At 63.7% G+C, this 22,632-nt stretch carries 23 protein-coding genes; 8 read left to right on the forward strand and 15 right to left on the reverse strand.

From position 1 onward, the window contains the following. Window positions 1-3 precede the first annotated feature (3 nt). The 4 genes from HUI96_RS23450 to HUI96_RS23465 all read right to left on the reverse strand — a co-directional run bounded on the left by HUI96_RS23450 (window position 4) and on the right by HUI96_RS23465 (window position 2,178). Window positions 4-252 (reverse strand): hypothetical protein, encoded by a 249-nt coding sequence (locus HUI96_RS23450; protein WP_188257129.1) that lies wholly within the window; start codon window positions 250-252, stop codon window positions 4-6. A gap of 145 nt (window positions 253-397) precedes the next feature. After that, entirely contained in the window at window positions 398-847 is a 450-nt protein-coding gene (locus HUI96_RS23455) for a universal stress protein (RefSeq protein WP_188257130.1), read from the reverse strand. A 21-nt stretch (window positions 848-868) separates the two neighbouring features. Then, window positions 869-1,141, reverse strand: coding sequence for a hypothetical protein (locus HUI96_RS23460; protein WP_188257131.1), 273 nt, complete (start codon window positions 1,139-1,141; stop codon window positions 869-871). A 212-nt stretch (window positions 1,142-1,353) separates the two neighbouring features. Next, window positions 1,354-2,178: a universal stress protein gene (locus tag HUI96_RS23465; RefSeq protein ID WP_188257132.1), complete on the reverse strand. Its 825-nt coding sequence runs from the start codon at window positions 2,176-2,178 to the stop codon at window positions 1,354-1,356. A gap of 256 nt (window positions 2,179-2,434) precedes the next feature. Here HUI96_RS23465 and HUI96_RS23470 point away from each other — a divergent pair, with 256 nt between their 5' ends. From HUI96_RS23470 to HUI96_RS23485, 4 genes are all read left to right on the forward strand, one after another. After that, window positions 2,435-2,710, forward strand: coding sequence for a c-type cytochrome (locus tag HUI96_RS23470; protein WP_237684318.1), 276 nt, complete (start codon window positions 2,435-2,437; stop codon window positions 2,708-2,710). 142 nt (window positions 2,711-2,852) lie between these two features. After that, window positions 2,853-5,570 (forward strand): magnesium-translocating P-type ATPase, encoded by a 2,718-nt coding sequence (gene mgtA / locus HUI96_RS23475; RefSeq protein ID WP_188257134.1) that lies wholly within the window; start codon window positions 2,853-2,855, stop codon window positions 5,568-5,570. 153 nt (window positions 5,571-5,723) lie between these two features. Continuing rightward, window positions 5,724-6,179 (forward strand): pyridoxamine 5'-phosphate oxidase family protein, encoded by a 456-nt coding sequence (locus HUI96_RS23480; RefSeq protein ID WP_188257135.1) that lies wholly within the window; start codon window positions 5,724-5,726, stop codon window positions 6,177-6,179. A gap of 93 nt (window positions 6,180-6,272) precedes the next feature. Next, a complete protein-coding gene (locus tag HUI96_RS23485) occupies window positions 6,273-7,274 on the forward strand; it encodes a ribose-phosphate diphosphokinase (RefSeq protein WP_188257136.1) in 1,002 nt (333 codons plus the stop codon). Here HUI96_RS23485 and HUI96_RS23490 read toward each other — a convergent pair. From HUI96_RS23490 to HUI96_RS23500, 3 genes are all read right to left on the reverse strand, one after another. Further along, on the reverse strand, window positions 7,219-8,280 hold the full coding sequence (locus HUI96_RS23490; protein WP_188257137.1) for a hypothetical protein: 1,062 nt from the start codon (window positions 8,278-8,280) through the stop codon (window positions 7,219-7,221). The two genes, HUI96_RS23485 and HUI96_RS23490, sit on opposite strands and share 56 nt — an antisense overlap. Before the next feature lie 112 nt (window positions 8,281-8,392). Continuing rightward, complete coding sequence (locus HUI96_RS23495; RefSeq protein WP_188257138.1) at window positions 8,393-8,803, reverse strand: c-type cytochrome; 411 nt, start codon at window positions 8,801-8,803, stop codon at window positions 8,393-8,395. Between the two features lie 43 nt (window positions 8,804-8,846). After that, window positions 8,847-10,730: a PHA/PHB synthase family protein gene (locus tag HUI96_RS23500; protein WP_425299279.1), complete on the reverse strand. Its 1,884-nt coding sequence runs from the start codon at window positions 10,728-10,730 to the stop codon at window positions 8,847-8,849. 352 nt (window positions 10,731-11,082) lie between these two features. Here HUI96_RS23500 and HUI96_RS23505 point away from each other — a divergent pair, with 352 nt between their 5' ends. Beyond that, a complete protein-coding gene (locus HUI96_RS23505; RefSeq protein ID WP_188257139.1) occupies window positions 11,083-11,427 on the forward strand; it encodes a hypothetical protein in 345 nt (114 codons plus the stop codon). A 76-nt stretch (window positions 11,428-11,503) separates the two neighbouring features. Here the strand turns inward: HUI96_RS23505 and HUI96_RS23510 are convergent, their stop codons facing one another. Beyond that, window positions 11,504-11,818, reverse strand: a complete 315-nt coding sequence (locus HUI96_RS23510; RefSeq protein ID WP_188257140.1) for a c-type cytochrome — start codon at window positions 11,816-11,818, stop codon at window positions 11,504-11,506. 507 nt (window positions 11,819-12,325) lie between these two features. Here HUI96_RS23510 and HUI96_RS23515 point away from each other — a divergent pair. The 3 genes from HUI96_RS23515 (at window position 12,326) to HUI96_RS23525 (ending at window position 14,590) form a co-directional block, all read left to right on the forward strand. Continuing rightward, window positions 12,326-12,847, forward strand: coding sequence for a hypothetical protein (locus HUI96_RS23515; protein ID WP_188257141.1), 522 nt, complete (start codon window positions 12,326-12,328; stop codon window positions 12,845-12,847). Further along, complete coding sequence (locus HUI96_RS23520) at window positions 12,844-13,305, forward strand: DUF305 domain-containing protein (RefSeq protein ID WP_188257142.1); 462 nt, start codon at window positions 12,844-12,846, stop codon at window positions 13,303-13,305. The genes HUI96_RS23515 and HUI96_RS23520 overlap by 4 nt, the downstream gene beginning before the upstream one ends. An 871-nt stretch (window positions 13,306-14,176) precedes the next feature. Next, window positions 14,177-14,590: a c-type cytochrome gene (locus tag HUI96_RS23525; RefSeq protein ID WP_188257143.1), complete on the forward strand. Its 414-nt coding sequence runs from the start codon at window positions 14,177-14,179 to the stop codon at window positions 14,588-14,590. A gap of 304 nt (window positions 14,591-14,894) precedes the next feature. Here the strand turns inward: HUI96_RS23525 and HUI96_RS23530 are convergent, their stop codons facing one another. From HUI96_RS23530 to HUI96_RS23560, 7 genes are all read right to left on the reverse strand, one after another. Next, complete coding sequence (locus HUI96_RS23530) at window positions 14,895-15,299, reverse strand: host attachment protein (protein WP_188257144.1); 405 nt, start codon at window positions 15,297-15,299, stop codon at window positions 14,895-14,897. A 110-nt stretch (window positions 15,300-15,409) separates the two neighbouring features. Next, window positions 15,410-15,859 (reverse strand): universal stress protein, encoded by a 450-nt coding sequence (locus tag HUI96_RS23535; protein WP_188257145.1) that lies wholly within the window; start codon window positions 15,857-15,859, stop codon window positions 15,410-15,412. A 486-nt stretch (window positions 15,860-16,345) separates the two neighbouring features. Then, window positions 16,346-17,047: a VIT1/CCC1 transporter family protein gene (locus HUI96_RS23540; protein WP_188257146.1), complete on the reverse strand. Its 702-nt coding sequence runs from the start codon at window positions 17,045-17,047 to the stop codon at window positions 16,346-16,348. Beyond that, window positions 17,044-18,945: a heavy metal translocating P-type ATPase gene (locus HUI96_RS23545; RefSeq protein WP_188257147.1), complete on the reverse strand. Its 1,902-nt coding sequence runs from the start codon at window positions 18,943-18,945 to the stop codon at window positions 17,044-17,046. The genes HUI96_RS23540 and HUI96_RS23545 overlap by 4 nt, the downstream gene beginning before the upstream one ends. A gap of 5 nt (window positions 18,946-18,950) precedes the next feature. After that, window positions 18,951-19,931, reverse strand: a complete 981-nt coding sequence (locus tag HUI96_RS23550; protein WP_188257148.1) for an FAD:protein FMN transferase — start codon at window positions 19,929-19,931, stop codon at window positions 18,951-18,953. Next, the gene (locus HUI96_RS23555) at window positions 19,912-22,119 is read right to left on the reverse strand and encodes a PepSY domain-containing protein (protein WP_188257177.1); all 2,208 of its coding nucleotides are present in this window, start codon (window positions 22,117-22,119) and stop codon (window positions 19,912-19,914) included. The genes HUI96_RS23550 and HUI96_RS23555 overlap by 20 nt, the downstream gene beginning before the upstream one ends. Before the next feature lie 15 nt (window positions 22,120-22,134). Next, entirely contained in the window at window positions 22,135-22,605 is a 471-nt protein-coding gene (locus HUI96_RS23560; RefSeq protein WP_188257149.1) for a DUF2271 domain-containing protein, read from the reverse strand. Window positions 22,606-22,632: the final 27 nt, after the last annotated feature.

Genomic DNA, 22,632 nt, shown 5'->3' on the forward strand with positions numbered 1-22,632 from the left:
TATCTAGCGATGTCCGGTGCGCAAGGTGAATACCACCGGCGCATGCGAACTCATTTGCACTGCGGACTCGGCCGGGTTGGTGTCAGATTTGGCGGGGCTTTCCCCGGAGGCGGGAGCCGCCGGCCGCTCATTCGCTGCCTCGGTCTCGGCTGGCCCTGTGCTGTGCTGGTGCTGTTCCGCGTCTGCGAGGGAAGACCAAGTCAGACCAACAACCACAAAGCCCAGAACCATCGCCCCGCGATAAAGCTTCATGTTGACCTCCCTGGATGTCGTTCAGGCAGAAGCAGTGTTTACCAGCTCGTTTTGCGCCATCCTTCGAACTGGGCACCAAGGCGGCCGCCTGGAGCCGAGAATCAGTTGCCTCAGTATCCCAAACTTCGATTGCCGTTTCGGAACTCTAACGAACCACGAGCACGGGCACCTTGCTGTAGGTCAAGGTTTCGATTGTCTGGCTGCCGAGGAAGAGCCTCCCCAATCCGCGTCGTCCATGCGACGCCATGACGATCAGGTTGCAACCCCGTTCGGTTGCAGTATCAACGATCGCCTCCGCAGGTCGCCTCTCCTCGACGTAAATGGTTTCCGCGGCAACACCGGCCATGTCGGCGGCGGCCTTCGCCGTTGCAAGAATCCTCTCGCCTGTTTCCCTGCCGCTCTGCCTGTAGGCCTCGAAATCAATCGGAATCCCGGCTCCGCCGAGCCCACCTGCAAGTGCGTAAGTCGGAATGGGCTCGCTCACGGTCAGGATCGCAACCTTGGCTCCAATCAGCCTGGCTGGGGAGAGACCATGATCAAGTCCCCTTTGCGCTAGCTCCGACCCGTCCATAGCGATGAGAATGTGCGTGTACATGATGTCCCTCACTCCAAGAAGCTATCCTTCACCTGCGTCAAGGCGGCCCTCGGAGGCTGAACTGCCGCCGTTTCCTCGTCGTTGCGTTCTGCTCAGATCGAACATGACGGAAACGAAACCCATTTCCATGGCACGGATGGCGACGACTTCGGCAAGTTCCACGTCGGTGAGATGACACTGCGGGAATATGCTCCGGATCTGATTTACCGCCCGCGCCAGCGAAAGTAGTTGCCCCGGGCAGGCGCCCTCCAGAAAGTCAGCGACGGCATCGGCAATGGTGACGGGATGGATCATCACTGTCCTCCTCGATCTGAGGGAAGTCAGCTTCGATACCATCAACAAAGCAACGTGCCCTTGCGGTAGGTCAACAGGGTAGGTCAACAGCTTGCCCGCCGCTCATCGGTCTGCACCGAGCCGCCCCCCGCTTCCTCCACCCGCTGCCGCCGGACTCCACGGTAAGGTGAATGCGCAGGCTTGCCGTCGTGTATTTTCTAGTTCTCGCTGGATCAGTTCGACATCAATCTGTGCAGCGAGCCGTCGGACAGCAGCGACCGCGTGACTCCTCCGAAGACCCATTGTCGAAGCCGGCTGTGGCCGTAGGCACCCGAGACGATCAGGTCTGCGCCTACGGACTGCGCTATGCGCGAGAGCGCATCCTCGACTTCGGTCGTGCCTGTCCCCAGGATGTCAGCTCTTGCCTTTGCTCCATGCCGCATGAGGAAGCGCACAACATCGGCCGCATTATCCCGTTCGGCCTTCTGGTCCCCTTGCACGATCGTCGTTACCACGACTTCCTCCGCCTCCGTCAGGAACGGCATGGAGTCGGCCACGGCACGCCGCGCCTCCCGGGTATCCTTCCATGCGAGCAAGACTCGCTTTGCTTGGACCGGCCGAAGATCGTCTGCGGCGAACAGCACCGGGCGTCCGGCGGAGAGGATCAAGGAACTGGGATCGATCGTGGCATGACGGCCCGGTCCAAGATCGGGGTTCGGGTTGCCGGTCACAATCAGATCTGCCGCGCGCGCATTCAGGGCCACCAGGTTGGCAGGGTTTCCGACCTCGCCTCGCCAGGCGAAACGCTCGCTGTCCCCAACCACGCCCAGGAACTCTTCCCTCATCGCCTTCAGGCGCTCGCCGATCTGTTCCGTCTTTTGTTGCAACAGTTCCCCGGCGCCCATCCCATCTTCGTCTGACACGACGAATGGGACCTCAGCAGCGGCGAAAGCGATGATATCGGCTTCGAAACGGTCCGCGAGAACCATCCCGAACATCAGCCGCGGCGTTACCGGGGACTCCACGTCGAGTTGAACGAGGATCGTCCTGTAGGTCATCAAACGCTCCCTGGGTGTCAGGTCCAAGCGACAGCACGAAAGGGTCTTCTTCGCCTTGATGCGCGTCAAAGGCTGGTGCGCGTCAGCGTGCTCACCCGGCCGATGGTAACGCGGCGGCAGATTGACTTGAGTCAAGCGGGACGAGGCCTGTGCCGCTACTATCGATTGCATTCCCTCCAATTGGGCAAGCACGATGAGAAACTCGGCTGCGTCAGCAATAGCGGCTTGCGTGCTCTGCGGGACCCTTGGGGTTGGGATGGCAGGCGAGGCGCCAGATGCCGCCGGTGTCGCAAACGGCAAGGCACTGGTCGAAGCCAACTGTGGCCGCTGCCACGCCATCGGCCCCGCGGATAAGAGCCCGCACCCGCAAGCGCTGCCGTTCCGGACGCTGTCCAAACGCTATCCCATCGAGGCGCTGGAGGAAGCCCTGGCCGAAGGAATCTTCACTGGCCACCCGGAGATGCCGGAGTTCCAGGCCACGCCCGAGCAGATTGGCGAGATCATCGCTTACATCAAGACGCTGCAGCCATAGGGCCAGGATCTCTGCCAAGGCCGGCTCGGTTTGATCCGGCGCAAGGACGGGCATCCGTGAATATCCGAGGTTCGGGCATGTCATACTTGCAAGGGCCACAGCGACATGTGCCCGATTTCTGCATTCGGCGTAGGGACTGTTCATGGGTGCCGCTGACCCGCCAGCACTCTGCGGCTGGGACTCCGCCCATCGTGCCAATCCTGCGGTTTCCTCGCTCCGGCGAGATCAGACCGACCCTCCTGACGATCGGGATGATCACGCCAGGCCGGATGGGGCCAAGCTGAGGGCCTCATGTGCGCCGGACCCGTGGTTCCGTCCGCTCTCCGAGCTCCTCGTCGATTTTCGGTCTTCTCCGGATGGATTGTCCGCTGACGAGGCGGCCCGCCGTCTCGTCAGTCAAGGCCCGAACTTGCTCGAAGAACCACGGCGGCAGCATCTGCTGTTCGCCTTTCTGAGACGCTTCGGCAACCCGCTCGTCCTCGTTTTGCTGTTCGCCGCCCTCACCGCCGCACTCACCAACGAGCGGGCGAGCTTCCTGATCATTGCGACGATTGTCTTTCTGTCCGTCCTGATCGACTTCGTTCAGGAGCACAGGGCAGAGAAAGCCGCCGACGCGCTTCGCCAGCGCGTAGCGCTATCAGTCCGGGTGGTGCGGCAGGGGCAGACCAAGGAGGTGCCTGCGGCGGACCTTGTGACCGGTGACATCGTCCTGCTCGCGGCCGGCAACCTCGTGCCGGCCGACTGCCGCCTTGTCGAGGCCCGCGATCTTTTCGTGAACGAGGCGCTGCTGACAGGCGAATCCTTCCCGGTCGAGAAGGATGCTGGCGATGCGCCTGACACCCTAACGAGCACCTCGACGCTGGAGAACGGCGTGTTCATGGGCAGCTCCGTGGTCAGCGGCACGGCCCGCGCCCTGGTGGTGGCGACGGGCCGGGCCACCCGCCTGGGCGCTATCGCCGGCGCGCTGAACAGGGAGCCGTCGCCGACGGCCTTCACGCTCGGGATCCGAAGCTTCGGGATGCTGATCGTGCGGCTAACGGTGCTCCTCGTGCTGTTCGTGCTGCTCGTGAACCTGCTCTTCCATCGGCCGCTGATGGAATCCTTCCTCTTCGCCCTTGCGCTGGCGGTCGGGCTGACCCCCGAGCTTCTGCCGATGGTCGTGTCGGTGACGCTCGCGCGCGGCGCGATCCGCATGGCCAACAAGCAGGTTATCGTGAAGCGGCTGTCCGCCATCCAGGACTTGGGCGCGATGGACGTCCTTTGCAGCGACAAGACTGGGACGTTAACCGAATCCCGTATCAAGCTCGTCCGCCGGGTCGACATCGCAGGCAACGAGAGCGGCGACGTTCTCCAGTGGGCCTATGTCAATGCCGGGTTCGAGACCGGACTGAAGAGTCCGCTCGACGACGCTATCCTGGCCTCGGCCCCGATCGATCTTGCCGCCTGGCGGAAGATCGACGAAGTGCCGTTCGATTTCGAGCGGCGGCGGGTCTCGGTCCTTGCGGAGCGCGACGGCCGCCGGTTCCTGATCGTCAAAGGCGCGCCCGAAGATGTCATCGGGCATTCCTCGAGCTACGCCTTGGCTGGGGGCGATGCCACGAGACCGCTGGATGAAACGGCCCGGACGACTGCTCTCGCCACGCTGCGGCAGCTTGGCGACGAAGGGTTCCGGGTTCTCGGCGTGGCGTGGCGGGAAGTCGAAGTCTCCCGGGACCACGCGGGCATTGCCGATGAAAGCGAACTGACCTTCGCGGGCTTTGCCGTTTTCCTCGATCCGCCGAAGGAGAGCGCCCGGGCGGCCTTGGAGGCGCTGTACGCCCTTGGCGTGGCGGTGAAGATCGTGACCGGCGACAATGAGAGGGTCACCAGGCACGTCTGCGAGTCGCTCGGAATTCCGATGGGCAGCATCCTCAACGGGCCTGATCTCGCGAAACTGAGCGATGAGGCGCTCTCTGCGCGGCTCGCCGGAACGACCCTGTTCTGCCGTGTGACTCCGCCACAGAAGGCGCGCGTCATCGCTGAGCTTCGCCGGAGGGGGAATGTCGTCGGTTATCTCGGGGACGGGATCAACGACGCGCCTTCGCTTCGGGCGGCCGATGTCGGGCTCTCGGTCGAAGGCGCGGTCGACGTCGCCCGCGAAGCGGCGGCCATGATCCTGCTGAAGCACGATCTGGGCGTGGTGGCGGGCGGCGTTCGCGAGGGCAGGCGCACCTTCGCCAACATCATGAAATATGTGATGATGGGCACGAGCTCGAACTTCGGCAACATGTTTTCGATGGCTGGCGCGGTGCTCGTCCTGCCGTTCCTTCCCATGCAGCCCGTGCAGATCCTGCTCAACAACCTGCTCTACGACACTTCGGAGATCGCCATCCCGCTCGACAGGGTGGACGACGACATGATCTCCAAGCCGCGTCACTGGGACATGAACTTCATACAAAACTTCATGCTTGTGCTCGGGCCTGTAAGCTCGCTCTTCGACTTCGCCACCTTCGCGCTCCTGCTGTGGGTCTTCAACGCAAGCGAGGCGCTCTTCCAGACCGGGTGGTTCGTAGAATCTCTCGCGACGCAGGTGCTGGTGATCTTCGTCATCCGCACGAGCGCGCGACCGTGGCTCAGCCGGCCGCACCCTGCGCTCGCGGCAAGCTCGCTGGGAATCGTCGCCCTGGCGCTCGCGTTGCCGTTCACCCCGCTCGGCGCCTGGTTCGGATTCGTGCCGGTTCCGGCGCACGTGCTGCTGACGCTGGCCGCAGTCACCGCGTTCTATCTGGTCGTGGCCGAGCAGGTGAAGCACTGGTTTTTCTTGCGCGCACATGTGGTCCGGGAACAGGGCGGCCGACTGCATCAGCATCGGCAGGCATGACCATGGCCGATCACGTGGCCCCCCGGGCGCACGGGCAGGACGTGCCGGAAGTCCGCGGATGGCGATGGGCACAAGGAGTGATGTGGATTTCGCCTTACTCACACACCTCGCGCCGAAACTGTCCTTTTTAGGCTTCAACGAAGGAGACGTAAGATGGACGAGGAGACGACCGAGAAGATCCTCAATCTTCTTGACCAGCATCGCATCATGAGCATCGCGACGGTTCGGCCGGATGGATGGCCACAGACGACGACTGTCGGCTATGTGAACGAGGGGCTCGCCCTGTATTTCCTGTGCGGCCCGGACAGCCAGAAGGCCGCGAACCTGGCGCGGGACGACCGCGTGTCGCTGACGATCGACCACGACACGCCCGACCTGATGGCGATCACAGGGCTGTCCATGGCGGCGCGCGCCACGCCCGTGACGGACCGGGCAGAAGCGGAGAAGGTCCTGCGCATGCTGCCGCTCAAGTACCCTGAGTACAGTGCGCCGCCACTGCCCATGCCGGGGCCGGACGATATCCGGATCTTCCGGGTGATCCCCACGGTCATCTCGGTTCTCGACTATTCCAAAGGATTCGGGCACACGGATCTCGTCACCTGCCGATAGGATTTCCCAGTCCGCTGTTGCGGCTCACCGGCATAGTCCGCGAACTCACCTGCAGGTGGCCGCTGCTCCGTTACGAAGGAGGCGTTATCTCCCGTGACCAAGGGTGACAGACCTTTACATCTGTTTGCACTCGCCGGCTCAGAGGTGCTGGGATCGGCGGTCGCGCGCTGCCTCGGGATCGAACTCTCGCCCTGCGAGGAGCGTGCCTTCGAAGACGGGGAGCACAAATCGAGGCCTATGGTCAGCATACGGGGGGCCGATGTCCATGTGCTGCTCAGCCTCGCAGGCGGGTCCGATGCATCGGCGAATGACAGGCTCTGCCGTCTCCTCTTCTTCATTGCCGCCTGCCGCGAGAACGGAGCCGCCTGCGTGACGGCGATCGCTCCCTACCTGGCCTATTCCCGCAAGGATCGTCAGACCAAGGCTCGGGACCCGGTGACGACGCGCTACGTGGCCCAGCTCTTCGAGGCGGTGGGCACCAGCCGCATCGTGACCCTCGACGTCCACAATCTTTCGGCGTTCCAGAATGCATTCCGCTGCGAAAGCATCCATCTCGACACCCGCGGGATATTCGTCCCGCTCATCAGCGAACTCGCGGGCGGCCTCCCCGTCTCGATCGTCTCTCCCGACGGGGGCGGCATCAAGCGTGCCCAGCTCCTCAAGGAGACGTTCGAAGCCGAGACAGGCGAAGCGGCGGGCTTCGCCTTCTGCGAGAAGCGTCGCAGCCGAGGCATCGTGACGGGCGAGCTCTTCGCCGGCGATGTGGACGGAGCGGCGGCGGTGATCGTGGACGACATGATCAGCTCCGGCGGCACCGTGTTGCGCGCCGCGCGTGCATGCCGCCAGCGCGGGGCGAATGCAGTCTTTGCCTTTGCCGCCCATTGCCTGTTCGGATCCGGTGCGCAGGCGCTCTTCGAAGATGGGTCGCTGGACCAGGTCGTAGTGACCGACAGCGTGGAAGCGGCAATCCGCTACAAGGCAGACCACGGACTTGACCGGCTGCGGATCGTCTCTGCAGCTCCATTGATCGCGGAAGCCGTCAAACGGCTGCACGCGGGCGGCTCGATTTCCGAGTTGCTGAAGGGCGAGACCTAGCGAGCTCGCGCTCCGCCCGCTGCAGATAGCGCAAGGCGAGCGGACGCCACTTCTCGGGCCTGCGCACCCGTCTTTCGAGGAGATGCGCGATCGAGAGCCGCGCCCGCAGCAAGGCCCGGAAGGCGCCGTAGCTTGACAGCAGCCGCTCCGAAGGCTCGTGCCCGAACCGGGACTTGAGCGCGTCGAGCAGATGCTGGCGCACCCATCCTGCGCCGATCACCTCGCACTCCATGCCGAGATAGTTTGCCTCGTCGTAGGGGTCGAGGATGCGCATGCGGCGGCTGAATTCCAGACAATCGATGATCTGCAACGGCTCGCCCAGCCAGACATGCTCCGGGCGCAGATCGCCGTGGCCTTCCACGATCAGGCCGGCGGCGATGCGGGTCTCCATCTCCGGCAAAGACTCCTCCAGCCTGGCATCGGTGCGGGCGAGAAGGTCGGCGCTTTCTAGCGCCAGTCCCAGCTCGGCCCGCTGCAGCAGGGCGCGGTTGATCCGCTGCTCGTCCAGCAGGTGGCTCATGTACAGCCGACCCTGCGAGATCTCGCCGGGAATTTGGGCATAGAAGCTTGCCAGACGGTCCGATACCGCGAGCACCGGGCCTTGGCTCAGCCTCCCGGCGTCGATGAGTTCGTCCATCATGGACTCATGCGGGAGTTGCTTCATCTCCACCAGCCAATCGACGATGCGTCCGGAAGCGCCGATGCTGTAGTCGCCGTCGGGCAGGCGTCGCAGCGGACGCACCCGCAGATAGGTCTCGGCGGCCAGGCGACGGTTGAGTCGCAGCTCCTCCTCGCAGAAGAAACGCCGCCTTTCGATCGTCCCGAAGTCGAGGAACGGTCGTTTGTTCGGCTTTTTGAGCTTGTAGACGCGGGAGCCGGTCAGGAACACCCAGGACATCTGCGTCTCGCGCGCCTCGACCTCACGAACCGCCGGCCCGTAGAGCTCCGGGCGCGACAGGGCCCGCACCTTGTCCCTCAGTTTCGATCTGATTGGCGAGATGTCCATCGACAACGATCTCGCCAAGTACTTGGCGCCGATCTTTGACGAGAATCAAACCGCATCGTTCAGGTGGTCGATTGTCGATCGTCTCATAGAGGCACATGGATCCAACGCACCCTTAGCGCTGCAGGGTAGCCAGATACCGGGCCAGCGCATCGATGCGATCCTGCGTCAGCATCTCGCCGCCCACGGGGCCGTATGTCTTTGCATCCTCCTCGATGAACTGCCTGCCCCAGATGGGCATCTCGCGGGTGCCATGACTCGGCACGATCTTGCGCCCGTCGATGAATTCGCGGGCCGCTTCATAGGGGAACTCGCCGCCGTACTTTTTCTTCAGCAGCGTGAGATCGGCAGGTTTCGTCTTCAAGACCGTCGCGAGCGCACCGTCGCCCTTGCCGTGCAGGCCATGGCATGCCGCGCAAGAATTCAGGTACTCACCCTCGCCATACGACATCTTCTCTTCGGCGAATGCCGCGGAGCCCATAGCAAGGCTGCTCAAGGCAAGGAGGACGACCAGCTTTCCGGCCATGGGTTCGTCTCGTTCATCTGCATTGCGCCGGCGCTCACTCGGTTCAGCGCTGAAGCACATAAGTCCCGGGGGCATCTTCGAGCGGCGGATAGCCTCTGCCGGGGGCACCCATCGACGGCTGTGGTATCCTTTCATGCGCGGAATGCCGGGTGAGCCAGGCGACCCAGTCGGCCCACCACGAGCCGTGCTTGAAAGCGGCCGCAGGTACCCACTCCTCGGCGCTCACGCACGGGTCCGTGGCACGCTTGTAGGCGATCCGGAAGTGCCTTCCGCGATGTCCGGGTTCGCTGACGATCCCGGCATTGTGGCCTCCGCTCGTCAGGACGAATGTGACGTCGGTGTCGGTGAGATAGTGGATCTTGAATACCGAGCGCCAGGGCGCGACGTGGTCGCGTTCCGTGCCGACGACGAACATCGGCACGCGGATGTTCTGGAGCGCCGCCGGGCGGCCTTCGACCATGAAGCGGCCTGCGGCGAGTTCGTTGTCGAGGTAGAGCCGCTGCAGGTACTCCGCGTGCATCCTGTAGGGCATGCGGGTGGTGTCCGCGTTCCAGGCCATGAGGTCAGTCATTGGCGTGCGCTCGCCCATGAGATAGTCATGGACCAGACGCGACCAGATGAGATCGTTGCTTCGCAGCAGCTGGAACGCCCCGGCCATCTGATCGGCCGAAAGGTAGCCCTTGTTCCACATTATGCTGTCGAGGAACTGCGTCTGGCTGTGGTCAATGAAGAGAGCGAGCTCGCCGGGCTCCGTGAAATCGGTCTCCGCCGCCAACAGCGTTACCGAGGCAAGCCGGTCGTCATCGCGGCGCGCCATCGCCGCTGCGGCAATCGACAGGAGTGTGCCGCCAAGGCAGTAGCCGGTCGCGTGGATCTTGTGTCCCGGTACAATCGTCTGCACGGCGTCGAGCGCCGCCATGATCCCGGACCGCTGATAGTCGTTCAAAGTTAGGTCACGGTCCTCGGCAGCGGGATTCCGCCAGGAGATGCAGAACACCGTGTGTCCCCGCTCGACGAGATAGCGGACCAGAGAATTGTGCGGGGAGAGGTCGAGTATGTAGTACTTCATGATCCAGGCCGGCACGATCAGCACCGGCTCCGCGAGCACGCGCTCGGCGCTCGGCGCATACTGGATCAACTCCATCAGGTGGTTCCGAAAGACGACCCTGCCGGGGGTGATCGCCACGTCGCGGCCTGGCAGGAAATTCTCCGCTCCCGCAGGCGGTTGTCGTTGCGCAAGCCGGGTGACGTCCTCGAGCCAGTTCTGCAGGCCGATCATGAAGTTGGACCCGCCGGTCACCCTGATCCGATTCAGGATCTCGGGGTTGGCGAACGGAAGGTTGGACGGTGAAAACACATCCAGCAGTTGGCGTGCGGCGAACGACACCACGTCCTGGTGGTGCGGCGTTACGCCGGGTACCTCGTGTGTGACGTTGTGCCACCATTGCTGGGTGAGCAGGAATGCCTGGGACCATGCGGCGTAGGGCTGCTTCTCCCACCCATCGGCGAGAAAGCGGTTGTCCCCTTCCAGCGGCTCGATGCAGGGAGGCGGGTCGCGTTGAATGCTTGTGGCAGCCAGGTAGGTCATGAAGCGGCTGTTTTTCCGTGCCGCCTTGTCCAGAAGTTCCATCCGCTTGCCCGGTGCCGATGCAAGATGGATGGTCCAGTCGAAGAACGCCATTGCCAGCGCGGCAGGCGAAAGCCCCCCGGTCAGCCGGGCGCCCAGAGCCTCGTTCATCCTGTCGAACGCCCGGAACGCCTCGGTGCCCAGGCCCTCCTCCTCGCGAAGGGGTGTCTTCGGCAGATGCCGCGTCGTTTCAGGCGCGCGGGCCACCGGGATCGGACGGGGCCGAACTTCGACAAGGGCGGGAGTTGTCGTCATGGAAACATAGTGCCGAAGGTCTGAGTTTGGCATCTTGATCTTCATCAATCGTTCGCGCTGGGGCGATCGATGGGATCACCTGCAATACGCACTTGAGGATGGTCACCGCGGCGGGCAAGAGGCGTGAGCAGCATTCGAGGCGCTGACTATTCGTACGCGCCTTTAACGTCTTTATCTTTCGCCTGCCTGGACGTCATTTTCTTGGTCGAGAATAATGATGTTTTTACAACTCTCAAATATGTTGTACACCCAACGCTGGCAACCAGTACTGGGTTATTGTTCGCAGGGGTACGTTGTACGCGGGAGCCACGACTCCGAGAGAATGTCGCATTAGAAGGATACTTTCACTTCCCGTCACTAGATGACCCAGCTTCCTATGGGTCGGGGAGGTTCGGTCATGAAAGAGATCGAATGGGAGGACGACCGCAAAGGCGGTATTTGCAACTGCGCTACCGCGGAACTCGGCGAGCTTAGCCTTTGGGTTGAGCGTCTTCAACGCGACCCCGACAACCGCTACGTGTGGACCGTCGATGCCATAGGGGGAGATGGCCGCTGCTATGCCGTTGGTATCGAGCCCAAGGAAGCGTTGGCTAAGCAAGCAGCGGAATTTGCTGCACGAAATATAGCCCGTCCACGTCTGCGGCTCGTCCATGCCGCATCACGGAGTGGATTGCCGCTTTCAGACCTCATCCTTGATGAATTAAGCGCCGGTTGCGGCTGCGGCGGCCTGCGACGCAGCTGAACGACCAGCGGCCTGGATTTCGGCGCAACTCACGGTAGCCGCAGGCGACCTGATACATCGTCCACTCTACCAGACCCTAGTCCTTCAAGCTCAGTATGTAGGCAGACACATTCCTGACCTCATCTCGCGAAAGCTCTATTCTCGGCATGGAGAAATGGTCATGGCTGGTGAGCCACACGTTGAGCGCTGCTGCCGTCATTCCTGGAGTCATTGCGATCGTTTTGAAGCTGGGCGCTTCTGCGACGGGTGATCGCGACTGGTCCCCGAGAACGGCGTGGCACGAGGCACAGACCTCACGCGCGAGGGCACGTCCTTGTCGGACATCTTGGGCCTGAGTTGCGGTGATTGGCGCGACGCTGGCAAAGGCGATCACGACGAACAGCATTCGCATGGCGTGCTCCCCAATTGTCAAGCAGGCAGTTCATGATCCGCCTGCCAGAATTTTCCCGCAAGCACGTAGAGTGGGCCGACATTGAGTGCGCGATTAGCGCCGACCGGACGTAACACTCGCCCGGCCGGAATGGTGTCGGGGAACCCTCAGCCTCAGGCGCCCCTCGCCGGGTAGTAGCCTGCGTCGGCTTCCCGGGTTGGGAAATCCTGCTCTGTCGGCCATGCTGGCGGCCGGAGCCATGGCGCTGTCCAGCGCGTTCGTGCTCGGCAACGCGCCGCGGCTAAAGTGCTTCCAGGTTCCGCTTCGAGAGGGGTCGAACGGGGAGGCCGTGCCCGTATCTGTCGTGAGATGAAGTCAGCTCTGGCCCGCGCCCCTGGACTTAGCCCAAAGGCGGTGCAGGAATCCGATTATTGTCTTTCGGCCATAGGGCCTATAGCTTCGCCACCGGGTCAGCGGGCGACTGCTGGACGGCCGTGAAAGGGACAGGACCCTGGGACAGGCGTACGTGTGGCGATCCTCCCAGGGTTTCGTGGCATAAGCGCATTGGACCCAAACGCAGTCCTGGATCCGATCGGCCCCTTCTCCGGCTTGTGCGCGGCAAGTTCTGGCCTTGCCGATCAAGTGCCCTATGTCGGACCTCATTCAAGCCGGGGCCGCCATGTTTTTTCGCGCCAAGTCGTGCTCATAGCGTTCGCCTTGATGGCGATCGGGGCGTTCGAGGCGCACTCGATAGCCATGGCTGGGCCGCTATCGTGCAGCGAGGAGATTATCAGCCACGCTTACGAGAACCATCATCCGAATAATCAAAAAGACCCGCACTCGCAGCAGGAATTTCATTGCCTGGTTAGCTGCACGATGCTGGCGGCCGCCGACTATCTCTGTCTCAGCACCTGGCGTGCCGTCCTCCGGCTGAAGCCGGGCGATTCCTCGGTGTACAACGGATGGGAGCCGCCGGCCCTGCTTCGGCCCCCCGATACCGCTGGTCTGACTGAGAATTGTCCCAGTTTGATCAACGGAGCAAAGACATGAAGAAGTTCGTTTTTCTCTCCACGCTGTCCCTCCTGCTTTCGCCGCCTGCGTTCGCGCAGGACAGCAGCAGCCACTCCGATCATTCCGCATCCGGCGAGCAGGGCACCTTGCCCGCCGCATGCGAGGAGGCCGCACAGGGCGGCCACATGGACATGTCGCAGATGATGAGCGGCATGCAGCAGATGATGGACAACATGGACGAAGTCCAGAAGGCGAACATGCAGGCCATGATGAAGATGGATGGCCCGATGATGCGGGCCATGCTGATCAAGGACCCGGACCTAGCCTTCAACTGCGGGATGATCGCCCACCATCAGGGCGCCATCGCCATGGCCGAGGTCGAGCTCAAGATGGGCAAGGACGAGAAGTCCAGGCATATGGCGCAAATGATCATCGAGGCTCAGAAGAAGGAAATCGCGGAGATGACTGCCTGGGTCGAGAAGCACTCGAACCAGTGATCATCAGACCGAAGGGCGGCCATGCCGCCCCTTTATGATTCAACGACCATGGACGCGCCTAGCGTCCGTGGGGAAGGTTCCAAACCTAGCCTGGCATTGGCGGCGTGCGCCCATGGTGCGACGACGACCTCCAGCCACCCGCGATGTCCGCTTCCGGGCTGACGCAAAGTTTGACTTTACGGCCAAGATGGGCGCAACGCTGCCTGGCAGCTATGGGCCGAAAGCCGACTGGCAGCTTCGAGGCTTGGATTGTCAGAAGCGGGCCTTCAGGTTCCTTCGAAACAGCGCACCATGGCGGTTTGCCTCTCGTAAAGGCCAGAATCGTCAGGATGGTGACGCGTCCGAAATGGGAAACCGGCGGCCGGAACCCTCCAACCCCGCGTTACTGGATCTGATAAAATATGAAAGACGTACCATCGACTACAACGGCAGGCCCGGTTTTCCCGGGCGACCGGCCCCCCTTCGTCGGGCCGGCCGATTTTACCTGTGGGCCTTCGAGTCAGCCAAGTTCTCTCAAATCGGCCCGAAGCCGTCTTTGATTCTGGTCAACACGGGATCTGAGGCCGTTTCGATCACGCCGACATTCTGTTGCGCCGGGCGGGAACGAAATCCTTCGCAAGGAACGTGCCGAGCAAAGAGAAGCCGTTCCTTTTGGTGATAACGTCGGACGACACGTCGGCAGGCCAGTTCGTAGGCGTGCTTCTGCCGACGTTTGATGAAGATCAAGATGCTTCACTCAGATGTTCGGCATAATGAAACGAGCTCCCGGCAGAGGCTAACCACCGATCAGGATGCACCCGCGCACTTATGTGCTTCAGCACGGAACCGCAGACGAATGTACGGCGGTCGACGGGGATGACGAGTCTAGTCCATGGCCCGAAACCTGGTCGTACTTTTTGCCTTGAGCAGCCTTGCGACGCAGGGCTCCGCGGCATCCGCCCAAGAAACGATGTCGTATGGCGAAGGCGAGTACCTGAATTCTTGTGCGGCATGCCATGGGTTGCACGGCAAAGGTGACGGCGCTCTCGCGACTGTTCTGAAGACGAAACCGGCCGACATCACGCTGTTGAAGAAGAGGTACGGCGGCGAGTTCCCCTTCGAGCAGATCCGCGAGATTATTGATGGACGCAAGATCGTGCCGAGCCATGGCACGCGCGAAATGCCGATCTGGGGCAGGCAGTTTGTCGAGGAGGATGCAAGGACATATGGCCCCGTGGGCGGCGAGATGCTGACCCAGGATCGCATCGATGCGCTGGCCCGGTATCTCGTCACCCTGCAGCGATGAGCGCCGGGTGGGCTGGCATCTGCGTTCTACGGAGCAATCCGACCGGGGCTCGATGCTTCAAGTTCTCGTCAAGGACCGGAGCCGGGTACGTGGCGATGGACCGCTCGCCTCATAGATCAAAGCTGAGAGACAAGGTTCGGGGCCCCTCGAGCAAGAAACTCTGCGGGCTGGGGACTGCGAGTGTGTCTCAATCCCTCGTCCGGACCGACCTGGTCGAAATCCTGCAGCGGGTCATCGTGAATTGGAGGGAGAGTAAGCGGTTGGCTAAGACCGGTCGGTGGGTGCAGGAATATCTCGACCGCTGTCAGGCGGCTCTCAGCGCCTCCTCGATGGACTCAATCGGCTCGCCAGCGACATCCTTCGCGAGATCACCTAGAATCTTCGCTTCGAGCGCTTTGTGGTAATGCCGCCGAAGTTCACCGAGCGTTCGAGGATCCGCAACGACCATCAACATCCCGACCGTCCCGTCCAGCGCCATCCGGTTCAGATGCCCTGCGGCTGCGGCTGCGAAATTGTCTTCGACAATCCTGGAGTAGTCCGGGTTTGCAGCGACAGCCCTATGCCGGCCTCCCGATCCCTGGTTCTGGACGTCGAGTTCAGGCGCCGGGAGTTCGACAAGATCGATCTGAGGTTCCCTGCCCCTGTTGCGAAACAGGCGTAACCTCGTTCCGTCGACTACCGCGACCGTCGTCTCATTCGGGAGAATCATGTGTTTCTACCTTGGTTTGGTTGGGCCGCCGCGCGGCGACATTGACTCTGTTTCAGATGCAAGCCTCGGCATGGTCTGAGCCGAGTGGAATGGACGATCGGACCTGCCCTTTAACGAACCACGAGCACGGGCACTGGGCTGAAGGTCAGCGTCTCGATGGTCTGGCTGCCGAGGAAGAGTCTGCCCAACCCGCGTCGGCCATGCGAAGCCATGACGATCAGGTTGCAGTCCCGTTCTGTTGCAGTTTCCACGATCGCCTCGGCAGGCCGCCTCTCCTCGACGTAAACCGTTTCCGCAGCAACCCCAACTCTGACGGCTGAGGCCTTGGCATCGGCAAGAATCCTCTCGGCTGTTTCCTTCCCGCTCTGCCTGTAGGCCTCGAAGTCGATCGGTACGCCGACTCCGCCGAACCCCCCGCCGAATGCGTAGGCCGGAATAGGCTCGCTGACGGTCAGGATCGTGACCTTGCCTCCAATCAGCTTGGCCAATGAGAGGCCGTGGTCAAGGCCCCTTTGCGCCAGTTCCGACCCGTCAATGGCAATGAGAATGTGCGTGTACATCTGCTTTCTCCCTCTGCGAGGATTATCCTTCATCGGCCTTAGTGCGACAGCAGCACAGGCAGGCGAAGATCGTTCAGAACGCCCGCCGCGCCGCCGAGCACGAAGTCGCGGATGCTCTTCCTGATCGTGACGACTTCTTCATGTACCGTCTTAGCTGAAGGGCAGGATGCAACCGAAACTAGCAAAGCAGATCCGGTCCAGCTTGACGTAGATCAAGCTGCAGTCGTGTTCCAAACTGTTTCCGCGGCGTCCGGAGGACGGATCAGGCGAGATCCCTAGTGCAACTGCAAGGCGCGAGTGTCGGGAGGGTTTCCCCGCGATCTCTGGCCGTCCGAAGCGGACACAGGCTGTGTGGGTTCGCCGAGGCTCTCTCACGTCCTGGCAAGCCGAGCGCGCCTTTAGAGCGTTTGTGGCCGCAAGGTTGAGTCTCGCGGCTACGTTCACGTCGAGGGGAGCTATGGGAACCGCTGACGGACAGCCTACCCGCTAGCCCACGTCCACCCCGAACATCGTGCCGACGGCGGCAGTGACGCCCATCGCAAGCGCGCCCCAGAAGGTGACGCGCGCAGCCCCGCGCACCACGCCGGCTCCTCCGGCCGTGGCGCCGAGGCTGCCAAGAATTGCCAGCGCCACAAGGGTGGATGCGGCGACGATGATGCTTATCTTGTCTGCAGGCGATGCAAGTGCCACGAGCACCGGGACGACCGCTCCCGCCGCGAAGGTGAGAGCCGAGACAATAGCAGCCTGCACCGGGCGGGCGGTGACGGTCTCGGAGATGCCGAGTTCGTCACGGGCATGGGCACTCAGGGCATTGCGTTGCGTCAGTTGGGCCGCGACCCGCTCCGCTAGCTCACGGTCGAGGCCTCTGTCCACGTAAATCTGCGTCAGTTCCCGCAGTTCGGCCTGCGGCGTTTCGGCGAGTTCGCGTTTCTCGCGGGCGAGGTCGGCGTTCTCGGCATCAGTCTGGGAACTGACCGAGACATACTCCCCGGCCGCCATCGACATCGCGCCTGCCACCAGGCCGGCCAGCCCGGCGATCAGGATCTCGGTCGATCCCGATCCGGCCGCGGCAACTCCGACGACGAGGCTCGAGGTGGAGACGATGCCGTCGTTCGCGCCAAGCACGGCGGCGCGAAGCCAGCCGATCCGGTGGACCATGTGGATTTCGGAATGCGAGAGACGGCTCATTTCGGGTGCCCTCCTGCGAGGCTGGATTCCATAGGGACGGGGGCTTTCGCGGACGGCAGCGCCCCGGCCGGGGAGATGCGAAGCGCCCGCAGGGCGTTGAGGATGACGGCTACGTCGATGGCTTCCTGAAGGAGCGCGCCCTCGACCGGCGTGAGAAATCCGAAGGCGGCGGCGACCATGCCGAGGACCGACAGTCCTATTCCGACGACGACGCTCTCCAGCGCGATGCGGCGCGCGCCACGAGCGATCTCGATGCCTAGTCCAAGGCGATCTATGCGGTCGACCAGGAGGACGACGTCCGCGGCCTCGGCCGAGGCAGCAGCGCCTCGGGCGCCCATGGCAACTCCCACGTTGGCTGCCGCCAGCGCCGGCGCGTCGTTCACACCGTCGCCGACCATCATCACCGGACCGTGCTTGTGCTCTGTGAGCACCAGCAGGACCTTCTGGTCGGGGGTGAGGCCAGCGCGGATGCCGTCCAGCCCAAGGCCCTTCGTTACCCTTTCAGCGACCTCCAGACGGTCGCCCGTTGCAAGAAGAATCCGTTCGATCCCGTGTCTGCGAAGGTCCGCCAGCATGCCGCGCGCGTCGTCGCGAAGCGGGTCGGCCATGACCAGGTGCCCCGCCAACTGCCCGTCGACCGCGACGGCCACCAGGACCGACCCTGCCGCGAGCGCGGGGTGCCCGGCCGCCGATCCGATCCGGTCCGTGACGAATCCATGTCCGCCGATGACGATGGTGCGGCCTTCCACCTCTCCGCGCAAACCTTCGCCGGGAACCTCGGTCACGTCTGACGGCAGGGGAAGGGACATTCCCCGTGCCTTGGCGACGGCGACGATCGCCTGCGCCATGGGATGCTTCGAAGCCTGCTCGAGTGCCGCAGACAGGCGCAGGATCTCGCCCTCATCCAACTCCAGATGGCTGTCTATGGAAACGATCTGCGGCCGCCCTTCGGTCAGCGTCCCGGTCTTGTCGAGGATCAGGGTGCGGATACGCCCCATGGTCTCCAGGGGACCCGCGCCCTTGATCAGCACGCCAAAATGGGCCGCGCGCGACAGCCCGGCCACCAATGCCACGGGAACGGCGAGGATCAGCGGGCAAGGCGTCGCCACGACGAGAACGGCAACGGCACGGATCGGATCGTCCGTAAACCACCAGGCGACGAAGGCGAGCCCGACGGTGACTGCCAGGAAGCCAAGCGACCAGCGGTCGGCAAGCCGCGACATCGGCGCCTTCGACCGCTGTGCTTCCTCCACAAGCCGCACGATGCCGGCGTAGGTGCTCTCCTTGGCCCGCCGGGCAGCAACGAGGTCGAAGGCCTCGCCCGCATTGGTGGAGCCGCTCAGTGCCTCGCCACCTGCCTCGATGCGGACCGGAAGCGATTCCCCGGTCAGGGCCGAGGTGTCGAGGAAGGCCGAGCCGGAAGCAATGGTGCCATCGACCGGAACGACATCGCCCTGCCGGATCAGGAGGAGGTCGCCCGGCGCAATATCGTCCAGGGGGACGTCTTCCAGGCTGCCGTTGCGGTGCCGGGTCGCAGTGCGTGGAACGCGCGAGAGGAGGTCGTGCATCTCGCGGCGGGCGCGGCCTTCGGCAAAGCTTTCGAGGAAGGTGCCGCCGGAATACATGACCGCGACCACGGCCGCCGCAAGGGTTTCGCCGAAGACCAGGGCCGCCGACATGGAGAGCGCGGCCACGATATCGAGTCCGACCTCGCCGCGCCAAAGACTGCGGAGGATTTCCACCAGCAGCGCCGCCAGGACAGGAACCACGCCGGCGAACCACACGCTCGGGGCAAGATGGGACCAGCCCGTAAAGTACAGGGCCAGGCCTATGACAAGGCCGCCCAGCGCCAGCGCCAGCAGCGCCGTCTTCAGCCGGTCCTCGTTCGAATGCTCCATCGCGCTCAGTCCATTGTTGGCCGAACCGCGGCCTTGCCGCCGTTTCCGAACAGGCGACCGATTCCGCAGCGGCGAATGCTATCCCCTTCGCCGCGATGCAGGAACAGGGCTTCAATCCCCAGCCTGCCGGCGAGTGTCCCGCCCTTGTCCGGGCCGAGCACCATGAGCGCCGTCGCCCAGGCATCGGCCTCCGCGCAGGTTGGTGCAATGACAGTGACCGAAGCGGGAGATCTCAGCAGCGGCGCGCCCCGGGCCGGGTCCATGGTGTGGGAGAGCCGCCGGCCCTGGACGTCCACCCAGTGACGGTAATCGCCGGAAGTCGCAACGGCGCAGTCCTGCAGAGACAGGATCGAATGTGGTGCGCGGCGCTCTGGATCGGGTTGCTCCACGGCAACCGACCAGGGCTCGCCATCGGGTCTGAGGCCCATGGCGCGCATCTCGCCGTCTATGCCCACCAGCCCATCGCCGATGCCGAAGCCCCCGAGAGTGTCGGCGAGACGGTCCACGCCGTATCCCTTGGCGATGCCGTTGAGGTCGAGCGTGATCGGTACGCGTTTGCGGACCCTGGCTCCATCGAACTCGAGCGCGTCGTGGGCAGGCACGCGCCGCGCCTGCATTGCGCTGCGGATGCGCTCAGAACTGGCATTTGCGGAGCCGAAGCCCCACGCGGTCACCGCGTCACCTATCCCGATGTCGAATGCCCCGCCCGAAGCCCGGCCGATCGCTACGCCCAGCCGGATCACTTCGAGAAGGCGTCCTGGAAGCGTCACCCACTCCTGCGCCGGAGTTCGGCTGAGGCGCATCAGGTCGCTGTCGGGCTTCCATATCGACATCTGCGCGTCGACCTCATCGATGGCAGCCTGCAGGGCTGCCCGGACAGATCCAGCGTCGAAGCCGGGAGGAGCATAGAAAAGCGCGGACCAGCGTGTCCCCATGGTTGGTCCGTTGAGGGCGTGGCGGGCGAGTTCAGTAGACATCTTCGACATAGCGCCCCTGCGCCTTCAAGACGGCTGGCGACAGGCCCTGCGGTTCCAGCATCCGAGTCAGTACCTCGGAGACACCGGCCGCCATCTGCCGCCCGCCGCAGACCATGACCCGCGCGCCCTCCCGTATCAGCCGAGCGGCCTCGGCTGCCTCGGCCCGCAACGCATCCTGGACATAACGCGGGCTTGCCCCGCGCGAGACCGCAGTGGACAGGCTTGAGAGCCTGTCTGCGGCCGACCAGGCTTCCAGTTCCTCGCGGTACAGGAAGTCGCTGCCCGGATGCCGCATGCCGAAGAACAGATGGATCGGTCGTCGCGACGTGTTGGCGCGGATGAATCCTGCAAGCGGACCGATGCCGGTGCCTGCTCCGATCAGGATCAGGGCATCGCGGTTTCGGTCTGCGTGGAAGGCAGGATTGCGGCGGATGAAGGCTGCAACTGTCCCACCCGCTTCAAGCCCCATCAGTTCGCCCGAGCAGATGCCGCCGACATGCTTGCGCACCACGATCTCCAGGAAGCCATCGCGGCTGCCCGAGGCGAGCGAATAGAAGCGAGGCATGGGCGATCCTTCCGGTAAGATGCCGAGCAGGTCTCCTGCCTCGAAACCAGCGAATCCTTGTCTTGTCAGGCGCTGCCACGCGGACAGGCGCGGCAGCGCGAAGCGCAGGATCGCGGTCGGAGCCTGGACCTCGTGCCCATAGTCGCGGCGCGAGACCAGCGTCAGCGCGTCGGTCTCGGGGTGGACGAGCTGGTGGTTGAGCTCCAGGTCGATGCCGAGCGCCTCGCCAAGCGTGCGGCTCCAGCGTGCGAATTCCTGCGGCGACTGACGGTCCACGGTGTCGAATGGCAGCAGAAGCGGCCAATTCTTGCCCTCCGCCGCGACGGCAACCGCCTCTGCGTAAGCGCAGAAGGCAGGAAAGCTCCGGTCGCCGAAGCCCAGTACCGCCAGCGGCGCATCCGGCGCGGCGGGAAGCCGGGCCAGGCGATCCAGGAAGCCTTTTGCAGAGGCGGGGGCATTGCCGTCACCGTAGGTCGCGGCAAGCACCACATACCGTCGCGCGCGGGAGAAACGGGTGGGGTCGAACATCGACATTGGCGCGGCGTGGACGTGCTGCCCGGCGCGGGTCAACGCCGAGTGCAAGGTCGCGGCAAAGCCCCAGGTGCTGCCGCCTTCGCTCCCGACAAGGATGACCGTCTCTGCGCGGCCCGGCGCGGCATTGTCGCGAATCCTTGGGCGACCGCTGCGCCCCGCGAGCCAAATGAACAACCCAGTCACGCCCATGGCCGGAACGCCGAGCGCCATGAGCCCGAGCAGCAGGCCGAGAAGAGAGGCACCCTGTCCAGTGTGGAGCATGTAGATGATTTCTGACACACGCTGCCAGCCACTCAGGTCTGACCAGCCGAGCGTCGCTCCCGTCCCCTGATCCAAATAGCCGGTGCCGCTGTCGGTCTTCAGCGTAAAGACGTCAGTGGGGTCACCGGGATAGGGGAAGCTCAGCTCGCGCAGACTTGAAACGGGCGTCTCGGCCAGCAGCGGCATGGATTCCAGCCGGGCGCCCATCTCGCCGCTCACCGTGGAAGGCAGTTCCGGCACTACCGCCTTGTCGGGAAAGAACCCGAATGTCGAGGCCGTCATCCAGAGGGCCGTTGCCGACGACAGCAGGAGGCCGAGCACGGCACCCCGCGCGATCTCGACATGGACACGTCCTGCCAGAGGCCTCCGAAGCGGAGCGAACCAGCGTCTCCATCCTCCTGCGCGACGCGCGACCAGCATGCAGCCGGAGACGGCGAGGACAAGCATCGCTGCGGCTCCGGCGGCCATGGCGATGCGGCCAGCATCATCCAGGAACAGCGAACGATGAAGGTTGGTGAGCCAACGCTCCACTTTGTTGGAATCAGCGGAAGCAACGGCGGCTCCCGTCGCAGGGTCGATAACCACCGATCCAGGCGTGCCGCCGTCGAACCAGTAGGCGGTGATGCGACCGGAGGGCGAGCGCTTGATCTGCTCGACACCCGGGATCGTTGCCTTGATGCGCATGGCGAGGTCCGCGACGCTCATCGCCTGTTCCGCCTGCGGCGCGGCGAGCCGTTCCGCTGCCGGGAAGACGGACAACGCCGCACCGGTGACGGCGAGCATCGTCACGAGGGCAAGAGCCAGGAGACCCGGCCAACGGTGAAGGGCACGGACTATCACTCCTGCTCCCCTTTACATGCCGTAGCTGAAGTTCGCGATGTAGCGGCGGCCCTGGACGGACTGGCTCGCGCCGCCCGCCGTCAACGGCACCGCGATCTCGTTGGGACTGTCACGCATGTCTTCGACGGCGGCGTCGATGTGCAGGATGTATCCGGCGTCGAATAGAGCGTCGGCGAGGTCCAGCGTGATTTCCATCTGGCGGCCAGCGCCCACGCTCGCCCCGGTGATGCCATTGATCTCGGCCGTGTTGCCGCCGGTCGCGCGGTACCAGTCTGAGAGGTGCTCGTAGTACTTGGACTTGGTTCCGGCCATCCAGAGGCTGCCGGCATAGGCCCCCTTCGGGTCCGTAACATAGATGGCCAGGTAGGCTCCGTTGCCGCCATAGTTCTTCAGCGTCGTCGTCAGGGTTACCGGCTTCGCCATGGCGATGCCGGAGAGCGTCAGCGCCGTGGTCAGCGCCAAGGCGGCGAAGATCGTTCTCATTGTGCTGTTCCTTGGGTTGGCGTGGAT

Origin of the sequence: Pseudaminobacter soli (ex Zhang et al. 2022) (assembly GCF_014595955.1) — a bacterium.
GTDB classification, from domain to species: domain Bacteria; phylum Pseudomonadota; class Alphaproteobacteria; order Rhizobiales; family Rhizobiaceae; genus Kumtagia; species Kumtagia pseudosoli.

What these genes read in the sequence shown, in the direction of transcription:
- HUI96_RS23450 (WP_188257129.1), bottom strand. Translation starts at nt 252, where the DNA reads ATGAAGCTTTATCGCGGGGCGATGGTTCTGGGCTTTGTGGTTGTTGGT.
- HUI96_RS23455 (WP_188257130.1), bottom strand. Translation starts at nt 847, where the DNA reads ATGTACACGCACATTCTCATCGCTATGGACGGGTCGGAGCTAGCGCAA.
- HUI96_RS23460 (WP_188257131.1), bottom strand. Translation starts at nt 1,141, where the DNA reads ATGATCCATCCCGTCACCATTGCCGATGCCGTCGCTGACTTTCTGGAG.
- HUI96_RS23465 (WP_188257132.1), bottom strand. Translation starts at nt 2,178, where the DNA reads ATGACCTACAGGACGATCCTCGTTCAACTCGACGTGGAGTCCCCGGTA.
- HUI96_RS23470 (WP_237684318.1), top strand. Translation starts at nt 2,435, where the DNA reads ATGGCAGGCGAGGCGCCAGATGCCGCCGGTGTCGCAAACGGCAAGGCA.
- mgtA (WP_188257134.1), top strand. Translation starts at nt 2,853, where the DNA reads ATGGGTGCCGCTGACCCGCCAGCACTCTGCGGCTGGGACTCCGCCCAT.
- HUI96_RS23480 (WP_188257135.1), top strand. Translation starts at nt 5,724, where the DNA reads ATGGACGAGGAGACGACCGAGAAGATCCTCAATCTTCTTGACCAGCAT.
- HUI96_RS23490 (WP_188257137.1), bottom strand. Translation starts at nt 8,280, where the DNA reads ATGGACATCTCGCCAATCAGATCGAAACTGAGGGACAAGGTGCGGGCC.
- HUI96_RS23495 (WP_188257138.1), bottom strand. Translation starts at nt 8,803, where the DNA reads ATGGCCGGAAAGCTGGTCGTCCTCCTTGCCTTGAGCAGCCTTGCTATG.
- HUI96_RS23500 (WP_425299279.1), bottom strand. Translation starts at nt 10,730, where the DNA reads ATGAAGATCAAGATGCCAAACTCAGACCTTCGGCACTATGTTTCCATG.
- HUI96_RS23505 (WP_188257139.1), top strand. Translation starts at nt 11,083, where the DNA reads ATGAAAGAGATCGAATGGGAGGACGACCGCAAAGGCGGTATTTGCAAC.
- HUI96_RS23510 (WP_188257140.1), bottom strand. Translation starts at nt 11,818, where the DNA reads ATGCGAATGCTGTTCGTCGTGATCGCCTTTGCCAGCGTCGCGCCAATC.
- HUI96_RS23520 (WP_188257142.1), top strand. Translation starts at nt 12,844, where the DNA reads ATGAAGAAGTTCGTTTTTCTCTCCACGCTGTCCCTCCTGCTTTCGCCG.
- HUI96_RS23525 (WP_188257143.1), top strand. Translation starts at nt 14,177, where the DNA reads ATGGCCCGAAACCTGGTCGTACTTTTTGCCTTGAGCAGCCTTGCGACG.
- HUI96_RS23530 (WP_188257144.1), bottom strand. Translation starts at nt 15,299, where the DNA reads ATGATTCTCCCGAATGAGACGACGGTCGCGGTAGTCGACGGAACGAGG.
- HUI96_RS23535 (WP_188257145.1), bottom strand. Translation starts at nt 15,859, where the DNA reads ATGTACACGCACATTCTCATTGCCATTGACGGGTCGGAACTGGCGCAA.
- HUI96_RS23540 (WP_188257146.1), bottom strand. Translation starts at nt 17,047, where the DNA reads ATGAGCCGTCTCTCGCATTCCGAAATCCACATGGTCCACCGGATCGGC.
- HUI96_RS23545 (WP_188257147.1), bottom strand. Translation starts at nt 18,945, where the DNA reads ATGGAGCATTCGAACGAGGACCGGCTGAAGACGGCGCTGCTGGCGCTG.
- HUI96_RS23550 (WP_188257148.1), bottom strand. Translation starts at nt 19,931, where the DNA reads ATGTCGAAGATGTCTACTGAACTCGCCCGCCACGCCCTCAACGGACCA.
- HUI96_RS23560 (WP_188257149.1), bottom strand. Translation starts at nt 22,605, where the DNA reads ATGAGAACGATCTTCGCCGCCTTGGCGCTGACCACGGCGCTGACGCTC.